Annotated in this window: 13 protein-coding genes and 1 tRNA gene; 7 read left to right on the top strand and 7 right to left on the bottom strand. The window is 72.0% G+C overall.

The window, feature by feature from the left end:
- Nucleotides 1-52 precede the first annotated feature (52 nt).
- Both ACFYQQ_RS07775 and ACFYQQ_RS07770 read left to right on the top strand, forming a co-directional pair.
- On the top strand, nucleotides 53-490 hold the full coding sequence (locus ACFYQQ_RS07775) for a hypothetical protein (RefSeq protein ID WP_355782554.1): 438 nt from the start codon (nucleotides 53-55) through the stop codon (nucleotides 488-490).
- Nucleotides 491-888: 398 nt separating this feature from the next.
- On the top strand, nucleotides 889-1764 hold the full coding sequence (locus ACFYQQ_RS07770; RefSeq protein ID WP_356173136.1) for a fused MFS/spermidine synthase: 876 nt from the start codon (nucleotides 889-891) through the stop codon (nucleotides 1762-1764).
- 15 nt (nucleotides 1765-1779) lie between these two features.
- Here ACFYQQ_RS07770 and ACFYQQ_RS07765 read toward each other — a convergent pair whose 3' ends face one another.
- The gene (locus tag ACFYQQ_RS07765; RefSeq protein WP_355784459.1) at nucleotides 1780-2301 is read right to left on the bottom strand and encodes a hypothetical protein; all 522 of its coding nucleotides are present in this window, start codon (nucleotides 2299-2301) and stop codon (nucleotides 1780-1782) included.
- A gap of 110 nt (nucleotides 2302-2411) precedes the next feature.
- Here ACFYQQ_RS07765 and ACFYQQ_RS07760 point away from each other — a divergent pair, with 110 nt between their 5' ends.
- The 3 genes from ACFYQQ_RS07760 to ACFYQQ_RS07750 all read left to right on the top strand — a co-directional run bounded on the left by ACFYQQ_RS07760 (nucleotide 2412) and on the right by ACFYQQ_RS07750 (nucleotide 6186).
- Nucleotides 2412-3116, top strand: a complete 705-nt coding sequence (locus ACFYQQ_RS07760) for a response regulator transcription factor (protein ID WP_355784462.1) — start codon at nucleotides 2412-2414, stop codon at nucleotides 3114-3116.
- Nucleotides 3117-3150: 34 nt separating this feature from the next.
- The gene (locus tag ACFYQQ_RS07755) at nucleotides 3151-4527 is read left to right on the top strand and encodes a HAMP domain-containing sensor histidine kinase (RefSeq protein ID WP_355784465.1); all 1377 of its coding nucleotides are present in this window, start codon (nucleotides 3151-3153) and stop codon (nucleotides 4525-4527) included.
- A gap of 195 nt (nucleotides 4528-4722) precedes the next feature.
- Entirely contained in the window at nucleotides 4723-6186 is a 1464-nt protein-coding gene (locus ACFYQQ_RS07750; protein ID WP_356237642.1) for a cellulose binding domain-containing protein, read from the top strand.
- A 117-nt stretch (nucleotides 6187-6303) separates the two neighbouring features.
- Here ACFYQQ_RS07750 and ACFYQQ_RS07745 read toward each other — a convergent pair whose 3' ends face one another.
- From ACFYQQ_RS07745 to ACFYQQ_RS07730, 4 genes are all read right to left on the bottom strand, one after another.
- The gene (locus ACFYQQ_RS07745) at nucleotides 6304-7734 is read right to left on the bottom strand and encodes a GH1 family beta-glucosidase (protein ID WP_356237643.1); all 1431 of its coding nucleotides are present in this window, start codon (nucleotides 7732-7734) and stop codon (nucleotides 6304-6306) included.
- Between the two features lie 96 nt (nucleotides 7735-7830).
- Nucleotides 7831-8739, bottom strand: a complete 909-nt coding sequence (locus tag ACFYQQ_RS07740) for a carbohydrate ABC transporter permease (protein WP_355787070.1) — start codon at nucleotides 8737-8739, stop codon at nucleotides 7831-7833.
- Between the two features lie 12 nt (nucleotides 8740-8751).
- Entirely contained in the window at nucleotides 8752-9768 is a 1017-nt protein-coding gene (locus tag ACFYQQ_RS07735; RefSeq protein ID WP_355787073.1) for a sugar ABC transporter permease, read from the bottom strand.
- A 5-nt stretch (nucleotides 9769-9773) separates the two neighbouring features.
- On the bottom strand, nucleotides 9774-11093 hold the full coding sequence (locus ACFYQQ_RS07730) for an extracellular solute-binding protein (RefSeq protein ID WP_355787076.1): 1320 nt from the start codon (nucleotides 11091-11093) through the stop codon (nucleotides 9774-9776).
- A 326-nt stretch (nucleotides 11094-11419) separates the two neighbouring features.
- Here ACFYQQ_RS07730 and ACFYQQ_RS07725 point away from each other — a divergent pair, with 326 nt between their 5' ends.
- A complete protein-coding gene (locus tag ACFYQQ_RS07725) occupies nucleotides 11420-12475 on the top strand; it encodes a LacI family DNA-binding transcriptional regulator (RefSeq protein WP_355787079.1) in 1056 nt (351 codons plus the stop codon).
- A 25-nt stretch (nucleotides 12476-12500) separates the two neighbouring features.
- A complete protein-coding gene (locus ACFYQQ_RS07720) occupies nucleotides 12501-13328 on the top strand; it encodes a serine/threonine protein kinase (RefSeq protein ID WP_356173122.1) in 828 nt (275 codons plus the stop codon).
- A 79-nt stretch (nucleotides 13329-13407) separates the two neighbouring features.
- Here the strand turns inward: ACFYQQ_RS07720 and ACFYQQ_RS07715 are convergent.
- Both ACFYQQ_RS07715 and orn read right to left on the bottom strand, forming a co-directional pair.
- A tRNA-His gene (locus tag ACFYQQ_RS07715) sits at nucleotides 13408-13480 on the bottom strand.
- A gap of 105 nt (nucleotides 13481-13585) precedes the next feature.
- Nucleotides 13586-14188: an oligoribonuclease gene (gene orn, locus ACFYQQ_RS07710; RefSeq protein WP_356173120.1), complete on the bottom strand. Its 603-nt coding sequence runs from the start codon at nucleotides 14186-14188 to the stop codon at nucleotides 13586-13588.
- Between the last annotated feature and the right edge of the window lie 166 nt (nucleotides 14189-14354).

Genomic DNA, 14354 nt, shown 5'->3' with positions numbered 1-14354 from the left:
CCCGAACTCCCGACCTACTCGTCAGGAGGAGGGTTCCGTGTTGGAGGCCGGGATGAAGACCAGGCAGAGCACCGATTTCCGTACGGCGTCGGCCGCGGCGCGACCCGGACCGCACGCCGAGTTCGCCGCCCCGCCGGGGCAGGACAGCGACCTGGATCTGGTGACCGTGCCGGCGCGGCAGGGACTGGAGGCGGTCGACATCCTCCGCCGCGGTTCCTCCGAGTCCGTCGGACCGGTACTGCACGACGACAACGGCGACACCCTCGGCTTCCTGGTGCCGCCCGGCACGGCGGACGCCTGGGACATGCCGGGCAGCACCTGTACGCAGACCAACGGCCGCGGGGTGAGCCTCGCGCCGGAGCCGCCCGTCGAGGGCTCCGACTGGCTGCTCCCGCCGGGGGACGCGGACCTCGCGACGGACCCGGCGGTGCTGCGCGCGGCGCTCGGGGAGGCCGCCCGCCTCATCGAGGCCGCCGACAACTGCCGCTGACCCCGGCTCCCGAGCCGTACGCTCCCCGGGCGACCATCCGCCCACCGGGCCGACCCTGCCCCGAGCAGGTGGCCCCGGCCACCGGGCAGCCGCCGGGCGACGCCTCCACTCCGAGCCGGCCGCCCCGGCACCCGCAGCGGGCCGCCCGTCGGACTCCGCCGTACCCGGCCACAGCGCAGGCCCGGCCGTCTGCCCCGCAGATGCCGGCTCGCCGCCGCTCGCCCCGCTTTCCCGACCGGCACGCCCACCCCGCGCCTCCGACGCGCCCTGGGCCCCGCGGCTCCGGCGCCGTCGCGCCCCGCCTCCGTCGGTGTCGAGCCGACTGCCGATGTCCGTCCCCAGCCGCCCTACGCGCCCGCCGGTGGGCCGACCCCCTTCCGCGCGTCGATAATGGCCTGATGGGCAAGTCGAAGAGTGGCCGGAGCGCGCGGCGTGGGCAGGGGGCCGACGCCGTCGTCGAGCCGGTCGACGGCGGGCTCGCGGAGCTGCTGCCCGACCCGGACCGGGCCCGCGCCTGGACCCTCCTCGTCGACGGGGCACCGCAGTCGCACGTCGACCTCGACGACCCCTCCTACCTGAGCTTCGAGTACCAGCGGCGCCTCGGCCACGTCATCGACCTGGTCGCCCCGCCCGGCAGACCCGTGCACGCCGTGCACCTCGGCGGCGGAGCGTTCACCCTCGCCCGCTACGCGGCCGCCACCCGCCCCCGCTCCACCCAGCAGGTCGTCGAACGCGACGCGGCCCTCGTGCAACTGGTCCGCCGCGAACTCCCGTTGGACCCGAACGCCCGCATCCGGGTGCGCTCCACGGATGCTCGCGAAGGACTCGGCAAGGTGCCGGACGGCTGGGCGGACCTGGTGATCGCCGACGTGTTCAGCGGCGCCCGCACCCCCGCGCACCTCACCTCCGTCGAGTTCCTCACCGAGGTCCGCAGGGTGCTCAGGGACACCGGCCAGTACGCCGCCAACCTGGCCGACGGACCGCCGCTCGCGCACCTGCGCGGCCAGATCGCCACCGCCGCGAGCGTCTTCCCCGAACTGGCCCTGGTGGCCGACCCGACGGTGCTGCGCGGCCGGCGTTTCGGGAACGCCGTCCTCGTCGCCTCCGCGCACCCGCTGCCGGTGGCCGAACTCACCCGGCGCGCGGCCTCGGACCCGCACCCCGGACGGGTCGAACACGGCAGGGCCCTCGCCGACTTCACCGGCGGAGCGGTCCCGGTCACGGACGCCTCGGCGGTGGCCTCGCCCGCACCGCCTCCGTCCGTGTTCCGCTGAGGTGCGCCGCCCGGCTCAGTACGTGCCGATCTCCACCCGGGGCGGCCCGTCGTGCCACGTGCAGAACACCGACACCCGGTCGGCCCCGGAGCCGAACTCCACGCGGATCCACGTCTCCGTCTTCCACACCTGCATCGACCAGCCCGAGGCCGGCGTCGCGGAGACGAGCGTCGCCGAGGTCTTCCCGAGGTCGAACACGGCCCGCCCGCCGTCCGTGCCGTAGCTCTTGACCTGCCCCGAGGCACTCGGCCCCGGCCCGGCGGACGCCGACCGGGAGGGCGCCGAGGAGGGCGTCGTGGTGGGCCCGGGGGTCCTCCGCGGCTTCTCCGAGGGGCTCTTGGACGGCGAGGGGCGGCTGGTCGAGGAGGCCAGCGGCTTCGACTCCTGCGTGGTGGCGTCGGCCGCCGTGATGGGCAGCGCGCGCGGCGGGTCGTAGGCGGTCCCCGCCATCACCGTGTGGACACCCCACCACGACAGCGTGACCGCTGCGCCCGTGGCGAGCGACCACGCGAGTACGTGTACGAGACCTCTGCGCATCGCGGGCCATACTGCACCACGCGCCCCACCGGTGTCTCATGGGTGCGTCCCGAACGGAGTTGTCCACAGGCACCGGACCGGCATCCCCCGGATGGCGTACGGTGCCGCCCATGGCAAGTGTGCTCGTGGTCGAGGACGACCAGTTCGTGCGCTCCGCCCTCATCCGGCATCTGACCGATGCCGCGCACACCGTGCGCAGTGTCGGCACCGCCCTGGAGGCGCTGCGCGAGGTCGCCCATCACTCCTTCGACGTGGTCATCCTGGACCTCGGTCTGCCCGATCTGGACGGCTCCGAGGCCCTGAAGATGCTCCGCGGCATCACGGACGTCCCCGTGATCATCGCCACCGCGCGGGACGACGAGACGGAGATCGTCCGGCTGCTGAACGACGGCGCGGACGACTATCTGACCAAGCCCTTCTCCGTCGAGCACCTGTCGGCGCGCATGGCGGCCGTCCTGCGGCGCTCGCGGGCGTCCGTGGGCGAGGCGCCCCCGTCCCGGGTGATCCGGGTCGGCGGCCTCTCGGTCGACCCGCTGCGCCGCCAGGCCGAACTGGACGGCGTACGCCTGGACCTGACGCGCCGTGAGTTCGACCTGCTCGCCTTCCTCGCGGGCCGGCCGGGCGTGGTCGTGGCGCGCCGGGAGCTGCTCGCCGAGGTGTGGCAGCAGGCCTACGGCGACGACCAGACCATAGACGTCCATCTGTCGTGGCTGCGGCGGAAGTTGGGCGAGACGGCGGCCAAGCCGCGCTATCTGCACACGCTGCGCGGGGTCGGCGTGAAGCTGGAGCCGCCGCGGACGGAGCCGGCGCCGTGACGGCGGGCCGGGCCAAAGTCCTGGGGCGGCCGCGATGAGGTGGGCGCTGGTCAAGGTGTGCGTGGCGGTGACCACGATGGTCGTGGTGGCCTTCGCGGTTCCGCTCGGGCTGGTCATCAAGGAGATGGCCCGCGACCGGGCGTTCTCGAACGCGGAGCGGGAGGCCGCGGCCATCGCCCCAGCGCTCTCCATCACCACCGACCCGGAGCAGCTGGAGCGGGTCGTCGCCTCCGCCGGCTCCGACTCGGGGCTGGCCGTGCACATCCCCGCCTCCGGTGGCGCGGCGGCCGTCGACCTCGGCAGGCAGCGCGCCGCCGACAAGGACATCACCACCACCCGCGAGCTGGGCCGGGCCTCCACCACCGGGGTGCCGGGCGGCTCCACGCTGCTCCAGCCGACCGCGCTGAGCTCCGGTGAGATAGCGGTCGTCGAGGTGTACGTCCCCGAGTCCGAGACGAGCAACGGCGTCGGGACGGCCTGGGCGGTCCTGGCGGCCGTCGGCGTGGCCCTGATCATCGGCTCGGTCGCGGTGGCCGACCGGCTCGGCGTGCGCATGGTGCAGCCCGCCCAGCGTCTGGTCGAGGGCGCGCACGAGCTGGGGGAGGGCAAGCTCGGCGCCCGGGTGCCGGAGGAGGGGCCCACCGAACTGCGGCTCGCCGCCGTCGCGTTCAACTCGATGGCCGACCAGGTCGTCCAACTCCTGGCGAACGAGCGGGAGCTGGCCGCCGACCTCTCCCACCGGCTGCGTACGCCCCTGACCGTGCTCAGGCTGAACACGGCCTCGCTCGGCGACGGACCGGCCGCCGACCAGACCAGGGCCGCGGTCGCGCAACTGGAGCGCGAGGTCGACACGATCATCCGCACGGCCCGCGAGGCCAAGCCGCAGACCGCGGCGATCGGCGTGGGCGCCGGGTGCGACGCGTCCGAGGTCGTCCGGGAGCGGATGGACTTCTGGTCGGCGCTCGCGGAGGACGAGGGCCGCAAGGTCCGTCTCGCGGGCGTGGACCGTCCGGTGCGCATACCGGTGGCCCGCGCCGACCTGGTGGCCGCGCTCGACGCCCTCCTCGGCAACGTCTTCCGGCACACCCCCGAGGGCACGGCCTTCGCGGTCGACGTGCACAACGGCGAGGACGCGGTGATCGTGCTGGTCTCGGACGCGGGCCCCGGCATCGTGGACCCGGACGCGGCGATGGCGCGCGGCCGGGGTTCCGGCAGCGACGGGTCGACCGGACTCGGCCTGGACATCGTGCGGCGTCTCGCCGAGTCGACCGGCGGGGACGTGCGCATCGGCTCCTCCGTGCTCGGCGGAACCGAGGTGCGGATCTGGATCCAGCTCGACGGGCGCGCCCCCGTCCGCCGCGGCCACCGTGGAACGGTCCGGCGCCGCAGGCGCGGCGTGGGCGTGAGCTGAACGCCTCGCGGCGCCGGGCCCGCTCCGACGCCGCCGAGAGCCGAATTGGTCTCGACCTTTAACCGTCCCCGATGCCTTCCTTAAGCGCACCCTAAGATCCCCGACCACCGCCCGGATCAGGCGCTTTGCCCGTTTGCCGGTCGCTAGCGTGCTGCTCGCACCCACCCCCCGTGAAACCGCGAAAGCAGGCACGCGATGAGCAGCACGCACCGGCGCAAGGTCAGTGGCAGGAACAAGGCGATAGGCGGCGTCGTCGCCGCAGCCGTGATCGGCGGCGGCGCCCTCCTGTTCACCGGGACCGCGCAGGCGGCCGGCGTCGGCGCCGCGTACACCAGGACCAGCGACTGGTCCACCGGCTACACGGGTCAGTACGTCATCACGAACGACAGCGGCCAGGTGAAGAAGGACTGGACGCTGGAGTTCGACCTGCCCACCGGAGCCAAGCTCAGTTCGCTGTGGAACGGCCGGTCCGAGGTGAGCGGACGGCATGTCACCGTGACGCCGCCGTCCTGGGACACCGACGGCCTGGCCGCCGGCAAGTCCGTGACCATCGGCTTCGTCGTGAACGGCACCGCGGACCCGAGCGGCTGCCTGATCGACGACGCCAAGTGTTCGGCGGACGGCGGGGCGACGCCCGAGCCCAGCGGCCGCCCGTCCGAGACGGCGAAGCCCGAGCCGAGCGCCACCCCCACGAAGAGCCCGAGCCCGAGCACGTCGGCCCCCACCACCCCCGCGCCCACCCAGACGCCGGGCAGCGGCACGAGCACGGACGCGGGCTTCGCGCCCTACGTCGACACGTCCCTCTACCCGGCCTTCGACCTGGTCGCGAACGCCGCGGCGACCGGCGTGAAGGACTACAACCTCGCCTTCGTCACCGACGGCGGCGGCTGCACCCCCAAGTGGGGCGGCGTCACCGACCTCGGCAGCGACGCGGTCGCCGGCCAGATCGGCGCGCTGCGGGCCAAGGGCGGCGACGTCCGGGTCTCCTTCGGCGGCGCGGCCGGTTCGGAGCTGGCGACCACGTGCTCGTCCGCGGACGCGCTCGCCACGGCGTACGGCAAGGTCGTGGACGCGTACAAGCTCACCAAGGTCGACTTCGACGTGGAGGGCGGCGCGCTGCCGAACACGGCTGCCAACACCCGGCGCGCGCAGGCCATCGCCAAACTGCAGAAGGCCCACCCCGGCATCGACGTCTCCTTCACGCTCCCGGTGATGCCCGAGGGCCTGACCCAGGACGGCGTGAGCCTGCTCGCCAACGCCAAGGCGAACGGCGTGGCCGTCGACACCGTCAACATCATGGCGATGGACTACGGGCCCGCGTACAGCGGCGACATGGGCACTTACGCCGAGCAGGCCGCCACCGCGACCCAGGCCCAGGTCAAGAGCGTCCTCGGGCTCTCCGACAGCGCGGCCTGGAAGGCGGTCGCCGTCACCCCGATGATCGGCGTCAACGACGTCACCAGCGAGATCTTCAAGGTGGACGACGCCACCCAGCTCGTGAACTTCGCCAGGTCGAAGGGGATCGGCTGGCTCTCCATGTGGTCCGCGACCCGCGACAAGCAGTGCGCGGGCGGGGCGAAGAACTACGCCGACGCCACGTGCAGCTCGATCGTCCAGGACCAGAACGCCTTCTCCAAGGCCTTCGGCGCCTACAAGTAGCCCCCACCAAGTAGGCCCTTCCCCACGGGGGAGAGCGCGCCCCGGCCGGACCTCCCCCCACCCGGCCGGGGCGCGCTCCGTTCCCCCGTTCCCCTCCCGCCCCCCCCGGTCGGTGGTCTACTCGGCGGCGACCGGCGACGGCAGGGCGCCCGTCCGGGCCGCCTGCCCGTACCAGAGGGCGCTCGACTTCGGCGTACGGGCGAGGGTCGCGTAGTCCACGTACACCGCGCCGAAACGCTTGCCGTAGCCGTACGCCCACTCGAAGTTGTCCATCAGGGACCAGAGGAAGTAACCGCGGACGTCGGCGCCGTCGGTGATCGCGCCGCGCACCGCGGCGAGGTGGCCGTGCAGGTAGGCGATGCGCTCGGGGTCGTGCACACGGCCCTCGGGGTCCGGCTTGTCGTCGTAGGCGGCGCCGTTCTCGGTGATGTAGAGCGGCAGTCCCGGCGCCTCACGGGTGTAGCGCATGATCAGGTCGTGCAGGCCCGTCGGGTCGATCGTCCAGCCCATCTCGGTGCGCTCGCCCGGTGTCTGGTGGAAGGCGACGTCCTCCGAGCCCGGCCACGGCGAGAAGGCGCTCGCTCCGTGACCGTCCGCCCGCGGGCCGCTCGGCTCCGCTTCGGGGGCGGAGACCAGCGCGGGCGTGTAGTAGTTGAGGCCGAGCGCGTCCAGCGGCTGGTGGATCAGCTGGAGGTCGCCGTCCTGTACGTACGACCAGTCGGTGACGGAGGCCGTCGCCTCGAACAGGCTCTGCGGGTACGCGCCGTGCAGCATCGGGCCGTGGAAGACGCCGTTGGCGAGGTCGTCGATGCGCCGGGCCGCCGCCAGGTCGGCCGGGCTCTGCGAAAGCGGCCTGACGACCGAGGAGTTGAGGCTCACCGCCACCGTGTTGCGGGCGGGCATCGCGGAGCGCAGCGCCGATGTGCCGAGCCCGTGCGCCAGGTTGAGGTGGTGGGCCGCCCGCAGGGAGGCCGCCGGGTCGGTGCGGCCGGGGGCGTGCACACCGGAGGCATAGCCCAGGAAGGCGCTGCACCAGGGCTCGTTGAGGGTGATCCACTGCTCGACGCGGTCGCCCAGCGCCTCTCCGACGATCTGCGCGTACTCGGCGAACCGCAGGGCCGTGTCCCGCTCCGGCCAGCCGCCCGCGTCCTCCAGCTCCTGCGGCAGGTCCCAGTGGTAGAGGGTGACCGCGGGCTTGATGTCGTGCGCCAGCAGCTCGTCGACCAACCGGCGGTAGAAGTCCAGGCCGCGCTGGACCGCGGGGCCGCGCCCGGTCGGCTGCACCCGGGGCCAGGAGATCGAGAAGCGGTACGCGTCCAGGCCCAGCTCCGCCATCAGCTTCACGTCGTCGCGGTAGCGGTGGTAGTGGTCCACCGCCACGTCCCCCGTCTCACCCCCCGCCGTCTTGCCCGGCGTATGGCTGAAGGTGTCCCAGATCGAGGGGGTCCGGCCGTCCTCACGCACCGCCCCCTCGATCTGGTACGCGGAGGTCGCCGCACCCCAGAGGAAGGCGGGAGGGAAGGTCACGGGCGTCACTGAATCGGGCATGGAAGCGCTCCCATAGGAGGTCGGGGAGACCGACGGTGAAGAGAAACGGAGGGGCGGGGGCCGGGGCGGCGATGACCCGGCCCCCGGAGCAGGGGTTCAGCCCTTGACGGCGCCCTGCATGATGCCGCCGACGATCTGCTTGCCGAACAGGGCGAAGACGAGCAGCAGCGGCAGGGTGCCGAGCAGCGCGCCGGCCATGATCAGGGACTGGTCCGGGGTGTACCCGCGGCCGAGACCCGCCACCGCGACCTGCACGGTCGGGTTGCCGGTCTGGGTCAGGACCAGGAACGGCCACAGGAAGTCGTTCCACGTCTGCACGAAGATCAGCATGCCCAGGACGGCCATCGCGGGCCGCGCCGCCGGGAACACGATGTGCCACACCACGCGCCAGCTGCTCGCGCCGTCCACCCGGGCGGCCTCGATCAGCTCGTTGGGCAGCGCCTGGATCAGGTACTGCCGCATGAAGAAGACACCGAAGGCGCTCACCAGGGAGGGGAAGATCACCGCCTGGAGCTGGTCGGTCCAGTCGAGCTTGGCGACCATCATGTAGAGCGGGATCACGCTGAGCTGCGGCGGGACCATCATGGTGCCGATGACGATCAGCATCATCGCGCCGCGGCCCCGGAAGTGCAGCTTGGCGAAGGCGAACCCGGCGATCGTGGACAGGAAGACGACGGTGGCCGCCGAGATCCCCGCCACGAGCGTGGTGTTGAACATCGCCTCGCCGAGATTGGCGTCCCCCCAGGCGAGGTCCAGGTTCTTGAAGAGGTTGGAGCCGAACCACAGCGGCGGCGGGGTCTGCGCCAGCCGGTTGGTGTCGCGCGAGGCGGCGATCGCCGTCCACACCAGTGGGAACAGCGAGCCGATGGTGAACAGGGCGAGGATCAGATAGGCGAGGGGACCGCCGTGCAGCTGTCCGCCCGCACGCGCCGACTTGGGGCGCCGGCTGCGCTTCGGCTCCTTGGGCACGGCGTCGGCGGGCGGACTCGTCAGGGTCGTCGTCACGGCCGGTTCTCCTTAGGTACTGGCGCGCAGCCGGCGCGAGATGACGTAGTTGACGATCCCGATCACGATGAGGATCAAGAACATGGTCCAGGCGATGGCCGAGGCCCGCCCGAGGTGCTGGTTGACCCAGCCCTGCTCGTACAGGTAGAGCCCGAGCGTCTGGAACTGGTGCTCGGCGCCGCCGGAGGCACCCTTGTTCTGGTCGAACAGCAGCGGCTCACCGAAGACCTGGCTCGCCCCGATCGTCGAGACGACCACGGTGAACAGGATCGTCGGGCGCAGCTGCGGCAGCGTGACGTGCAGGAACTGCTGCCAGCGCGAGGCGCCGTCCAGCGCCGCCGACTCGTACAGGTCCTGCGGGATGGCCTGCATCGCCGCCAGGTAGATCAGCGCGTTGTAGCCGGTCCAGCGCCAGATGATGATCGTCGAGACCGCGATCTGCGAGGGCCACTTGTCGTTCTGCCAGTCGATGCTGTCGACGCCGACGAAGTGCAGCGCCCAGTTGATCATGCCGTAGTCGCGGCCGAAGAGCAGGACGAACACCAGGGACGCCGCGGCGATCGAGGTCGCGTACGGCGCGAGCATCGCGACCCGGTAGAACGTGGAGGCGCGCAGCTTGTAGTTGAGGATGTGGGCGAGGCCCATCGCCATCAGCAGCTGCGGGACGGTGGAGATGATGCCGATGGTCAGGGTGTTCTTCGCCGCGTTCCAGAAGAACTCGTCGTCGAAGATGCGCGTGTAGTTGCGCAGGCCCGCCCACTCCATGTCGGTGGGCGCCGTCAGCTCGACCGTGTGCAGCGAGGCCCAGCCCGTGTAGATCAGCGGGAAGAGGCCGAAGGCGAGGAAGAGCAGGAAGAACGGGGAGGCGAAGACGTACGGGCTCCACCGAAGGTCCCGCTGCCATCGCCGCGAGAGCCGGGCCCGGCGGCGGATGTCCGCCTCCGTGGGCGCCGCGGCCGGTACGCGGTCGGCCGGGGCCGCGCCCCCCTCCTTCACGGGGGGCGCGGCGGTGTCGTGCCGGGTGGACATACCGGTCACTTCTCCAGGTTGTTGTCGATGGTCTTCGTGGCCGTCTTCCAGGCGTCCGCGGGGGACTTGCCCTTCGTCACGAGGAACACGCCGTTGTCGGTCAGACCCTGCTGGATGATCTGGTCCTTCGGGCCGATCACCTGGACCGGGCTGTCCTTGGCGGCCGCCGCGAAGATGGTCCCGATCGGGGCGTCACCGAAGAAGTCGTTCTTGGCGCCGGTCACTTCGGGAAGCTCGTACGCCGTCTGCGCGCTCGGGAAGCTGCCCCGCTTGGCGAACAGGGTGGCCTGCTGCTTGGGCGCGGTCAGCCACGCGGCGAGCTTCGAGGCCTCCTTCACGTTCTTGCCGGCCTTGGGCACGGCGAGGAACGAGCCGCCCCAGTTGCCGCCCGCGGGCGCCTTGGCGACGTCCCACTTGCCCTTGGTGTCCTTGTTCGCCTTGGACGCGATGTAACCGAGCATCCACGGCGGGCAGGAGACCGCGGCGAACTTGCCGTTGGCGAACGCCTGGTCCCACGTCGGCTGGAACTGCGTGAGGTTGCCGGTCAGACCGTCCTTGGCCGCCCCGGCCGTCAGGTCGAAGGCCGACTTCACGGCGGGGTTGTCCTTGTAGATGACCTTGCCGGAGGCGTCGTAGAACTTCTCCGTCTCGCTGCCGAGGACCGCGTTCAGCAGGCCGCCGGGGGAGTCCAGGAAGGTGGTGCCCTTCGGCGCCTTCTTCTTGTACTCCTTGCCGACCTCGACGAACTTGTTCCAGTCGCCGCCCCACTTCTTCGCGAGTTCCTCGCGGTCGGTGGGCAGGCCGGCCTTCTCGAACATGTCCTTGCGGTAGCAGATGGCCATCGGGCCGATGTCGGTGCCGAGGCCGACCGTCGCCCCGTCCTTGGCGGTGGCCTGCTTCCACTTCCAGTCGAGGAAGTCGCCCTCCTTCACGCCCGAGACCTTGGAGAGGTCCACGAGCTTGGCGGCCTGGGTGTCGACGACCTCGGCGATGTTGCCGACCTCGACGCCCTGGATGTCGGCAAGACCGCTGCCCGTGGTGAGGTGGTTGACGAGAGCCGGGTAGTAGTTCTCGTTCCGCTCGGTGACGTTCTCCTGGATCTTGATGTCCGGGTTCAGCTTCTCGTACTCGTCGTACAGCCCGGCCTCCTTGAAGCCGAACGTGCCGAACAGACCAAGGGTGATCGTGGTCTTGCCCTTGCCGCCGCCCGACGAATTAGAGTCGCCATCGCCGTCGTCGGCACAGCCGGCCAGCAGCCCGGCGCCCAGCGCTGCGACGGCCGCGACGACCACCGCCTTGCGGGCGGTAAGGGAACGTGCTCGCATTGCATCCTCCTGTTGCCCTGACGTGCCGACCCCCCGGCCAACTGCATTGTTGGGCCCGTTAGTTCTCGCTGCGGCTCGGGCGGGGAACGTGCGGGATGTGTTTTGTCAGGTACCGTGGGAGCGCTCCCACAAGTGATGTGTTGAAGAGTCGTCGGTTCACGCGGGGGTGTCAAGGGTGAGGACGCCGAGATATCTCTTCGGTTATCGGGCTGTTAACTAATCCCGGCGACGGAGCCTCCGCGGCCCGTCTCGGGGCGTCGCGCGCGGATCAAGACTGTTAGATTCCAGGCCAACGCGGTGTGACGCGGTGTGAAGGGAGGCGGACCATGGCAGGCCACGGAGCGCGGGGCCGGAGCGGCGGACGGCCGACTCTCGAGGAGGTCGCCGCGCGGGCCGGGGTGGGCCGCGGCACGGTCTCCCGGGTCATCAACGGCTCGCCGCGGGTCAGCGACGCCACGCGCGCGGCCGTCCAGGCGGCCGTCGCGGAACTCGGCTACGTCCCCAACACGGCGGCCCGCGCGCTCGCCGCCAACCGCACCGACGCCATCGCGCTCGTCGTCCCCGAGCCGGAGACCCGCTTCTTCTCGGAGCCGTACTTCTCCGACATGCTCCGGGGCGTGGGCGCCGAGCTCTCCGAGACCGAGATGCAGCTGCTGCTGATCTTCGCGGGCAGCGACCGGGAGCGGCAGCGCCTCGCGCAGTACCTGGCGGCGCACCGGGTGGACGGCGTGCTGCTGGTGTCCGTGCACGCCGACGACCCCCTGCCGGACCTGCTGTCCCAGCTGGAGATCCCGGCCGTGATCAGCGGCCGCAGATCCGCCCGGGAGACGCTTCCCTCGGTGGACTCCGACAACCTCGGCGGCGGCCGGGTCGCCGTCGAACACCTGATCGCGCAGGGGCGGCGGACCATAGCCCACCTGGCCGGCCGCATGGACGTCTTCGGCGCCCAGCGCCGCGTCGAGGGCTACCGCGAGGCCCTGCGCGCCGCGGGCCGCGAGGTCGACGAGGACCTGATCGTGGCCGGCGACTTCACCGAGGAGGGCGGCCGCCGCGCGATGACCGAACTCCTCGCCCGCTGCCCCACCCTGGACGCGGTCTTCGCCGGCTCCGACGTCATGGCGGCCGGCGCCCGCCAGGTGCTGCGCGAGGTCGGCCGCCGTATACCGGACGACGTGGCGCTGGTCGGGTACGACGACTCCGCCATCGCCCGCCACATGGACCCCCCGCTGACCAGCGTGCGCCAGCCGATCGAGGAGATGGGCCGCGTGATGATCGACCTGCTGCTTGGCGAGATCGCCGACCGCAGGCCCGTCGCCTCGCGCGATCTGGAGAGCCGTCAGGTGGTCCTGCCCACGGAACTGGTGGCGCGCGCTTCGTCCTGACCTCTCGTAGGGCAAGCTGGCGTGCATGGTCCTCCATCCCTTGCTGGCAGTCGACGAAGTCTCCGCCGTGGAGCCGTATCTGGGCCGGGTGGGTGAGGTGTTCACCGCGTTCCGGGAACAGGACTCCGGGTGCGTGTCGTACGGGGTCCGGCTGCTCGACGGCGCGTGCTGGTTCGTCAAGGAGGCGGTCACCGACGGCGCCCGCCAGTCGCTGGAGCGCGGCTGGGCGTTCCACCGCGCCGTACGGCACGCGGCCATCGTCCCCCAGGTCCACCGCATCGCGGTACGGGACACCTGGGCGGTCGTGATGCCCTGGCGCAAGGGCGAGGTGCTCTACCACCCCACCGGGACCGGGCAGCGCGACCGTACGAGCCCGCACACCCCGATGGCCCGCTTCCGCGCCCTGCCGACCGCGGACATCCTGCGCGCCTTCGACCGCGTCCTGGACGCCCACCTGGCCGTGGAGGGCGCCGGCCACGTCGCCGTCGACTTCTACGACGGGGCGCTGCTGTACGACTTCGCGGGCGGCGTGGCCCACCTCGTCGACCTCGACGAGTACCGTCCGGGCCCCTTCGTCGTGGAGGAGGAGCGGCTGCCGGGCTCCCGGCGGTACATGGCGCCCGAGGAGTTCGAGCGGGGCGCGGTGATCGACGCCCGTACGACGGTCTTCACCCTGGGCCGCACCGCGCGGCTGTTCCTGGACGCCGGGGACGAGGAGCGGGCCTGGCGGGGTACGGCACCGCAGCTCGCGGTCATCGAGCGCGCGACCCGGCAGGATCCCGCCGAGCGCTACGAGGACGTGGCCTCCTTCGCCGCCGCGTGGCGGGCGGTGCGCCCGGGCCGGGCCGCCTGAGCCACGGCCGGGCGCGGACGGCCCCTGAAACGCAGTCAGCCGGTGACCTGAACGAACAGGTCACCGGCTGACTACTCAGGGTGAGTGACGGGACTTGAACCCGCGACATCCTGGACCACAACCAGGTGCTCTACCAGCTGAGCTACACCCACCATGACCGGCGGTTCTCCGAAAGTGGTTTCCCCGACCGGCCGAGAAAAAGTGTACAGGGTCCGAAGGGGTGCTCGCGCCCGCCTTTCCGCGGGGCGGGCGCGGGACTATTCGACGGGCAGGACGTGCTTGGCGGCGATCGTGCGGGCGGTGTCCGAGTCGGGGCCCGGCTGCGGGACGAAGATCGCCTCGCGGTAGTAGCGCAGCTCCGCGATCGACTCGCGGATGTCGGCCAGGGCCCGGTGGTTGCCGTTCTTCTCGGGGCTGTTGAAGTACGCCCTCGGGTACCAGCGCCGGGCCAGCTCCTTCACGGAGGAGACGTCCACGATCCGGTAGTGCAGGTAGTCCTCCAGGGTCGGCATGTCCCGGAGCAGGAAACCGCGGTCGGTGCCGACCGAGTTCCCGCAGAGCGGGGCCTTGCCCGGCTCCTTGACGTGCTCCCGTACGTAGGCGAGCACCTGCTCCTCCGCGTCGGCCAGCGTCGTGCCGCCGGCCAGCTCTTCGAGGAGGCCGGAGGCGGTGTGCATGGTGCGCACCACGTCCGGCATGGTCTCCAGCGCCGCGTCGGGCGGGCGGATCACGATGTCCACCCCCTCGCCGAGTACGTTCAGCTCCGAGTCGGTGACCAGCGCGGCCACCTCGATGAGCGCGTCGTCGGACAGCGAGAGACCGGTCATCTCGCAGTCGATCCACACCATGCGATCGTTCATGTGTCTTACCCTACGGCCCGCTCCGGCCCGCCGGACCGCCCGTGGGCCCCCGGCCCCCCCGCCCCCGGGGCCCCGCCCGGGCCGGGGGGGGGCCCGGGGGGCCCCCCCCCCCCGGGGGGCGGGGCGCGGCGCGGGCCCCCCCCGCGCGGGCGGCCCCCCCCCGCGC

Origin of the sequence: Streptomyces sp. NPDC005496 (assembly GCF_042872045.1) — a bacterium.
Lineage (GTDB): Bacteria > Actinomycetota > Actinomycetes > Streptomycetales > Streptomycetaceae > Streptomyces.
Note: the sequence above shows the minus strand (reverse complement) of the source record. Positions and strands in the feature narration are given on the sequence as shown.

Bases quoted from the DNA above. Each gene is read 5' to 3' on its own strand.
- ACFYQQ_RS07760 (WP_355784462.1), top strand. From the start codon at position 2,412: ATGGCAAGTGTGCTCGTGGTCGAGGACGACCAGTTCGTGCGCTCCGCC.
- ACFYQQ_RS07720 (WP_356173122.1), top strand. From the start codon at position 12,501: ATGGTCCTCCATCCCTTGCTGGCAGTCGACGAAGTCTCCGCCGTGGAG.
- ACFYQQ_RS07735 (WP_355787073.1), bottom strand. From the start codon at position 9,768: ATGTCCACCCGGCACGACACCGCCGCGCCCCCCGTGAAGGAGGGGGGC.
- ACFYQQ_RS07755 (WP_355784465.1), top strand. From the start codon at position 3,151: ATGAGGTGGGCGCTGGTCAAGGTGTGCGTGGCGGTGACCACGATGGTC.
- ACFYQQ_RS07750 (WP_356237642.1), top strand. From the start codon at position 4,723: ATGAGCAGCACGCACCGGCGCAAGGTCAGTGGCAGGAACAAGGCGATA.
- ACFYQQ_RS07730 (WP_355787076.1), bottom strand. From the start codon at position 11,093: ATGCGAGCACGTTCCCTTACCGCCCGCAAGGCGGTGGTCGTCGCGGCC.
- ACFYQQ_RS07775 (WP_355782554.1), top strand. From the start codon at position 53: ATGAAGACCAGGCAGAGCACCGATTTCCGTACGGCGTCGGCCGCGGCG.
- ACFYQQ_RS07745 (WP_356237643.1), bottom strand. From the start codon at position 7,734: ATGCCCGATTCAGTGACGCCCGTGACCTTCCCTCCCGCCTTCCTCTGG.
- ACFYQQ_RS07765 (WP_355784459.1), bottom strand. From the start codon at position 2,301: ATGCGCAGAGGTCTCGTACACGTACTCGCGTGGTCGCTCGCCACGGGC.
- ACFYQQ_RS07770 (WP_356173136.1), top strand. From the start codon at position 889: ATGGGCAAGTCGAAGAGTGGCCGGAGCGCGCGGCGTGGGCAGGGGGCC.
- orn (WP_356173120.1), bottom strand. From the start codon at position 14,188: ATGAACGATCGCATGGTGTGGATCGACTGCGAGATGACCGGTCTCTCG.
- ACFYQQ_RS07725 (WP_355787079.1), top strand. From the start codon at position 11,420: ATGGCAGGCCACGGAGCGCGGGGCCGGAGCGGCGGACGGCCGACTCTC.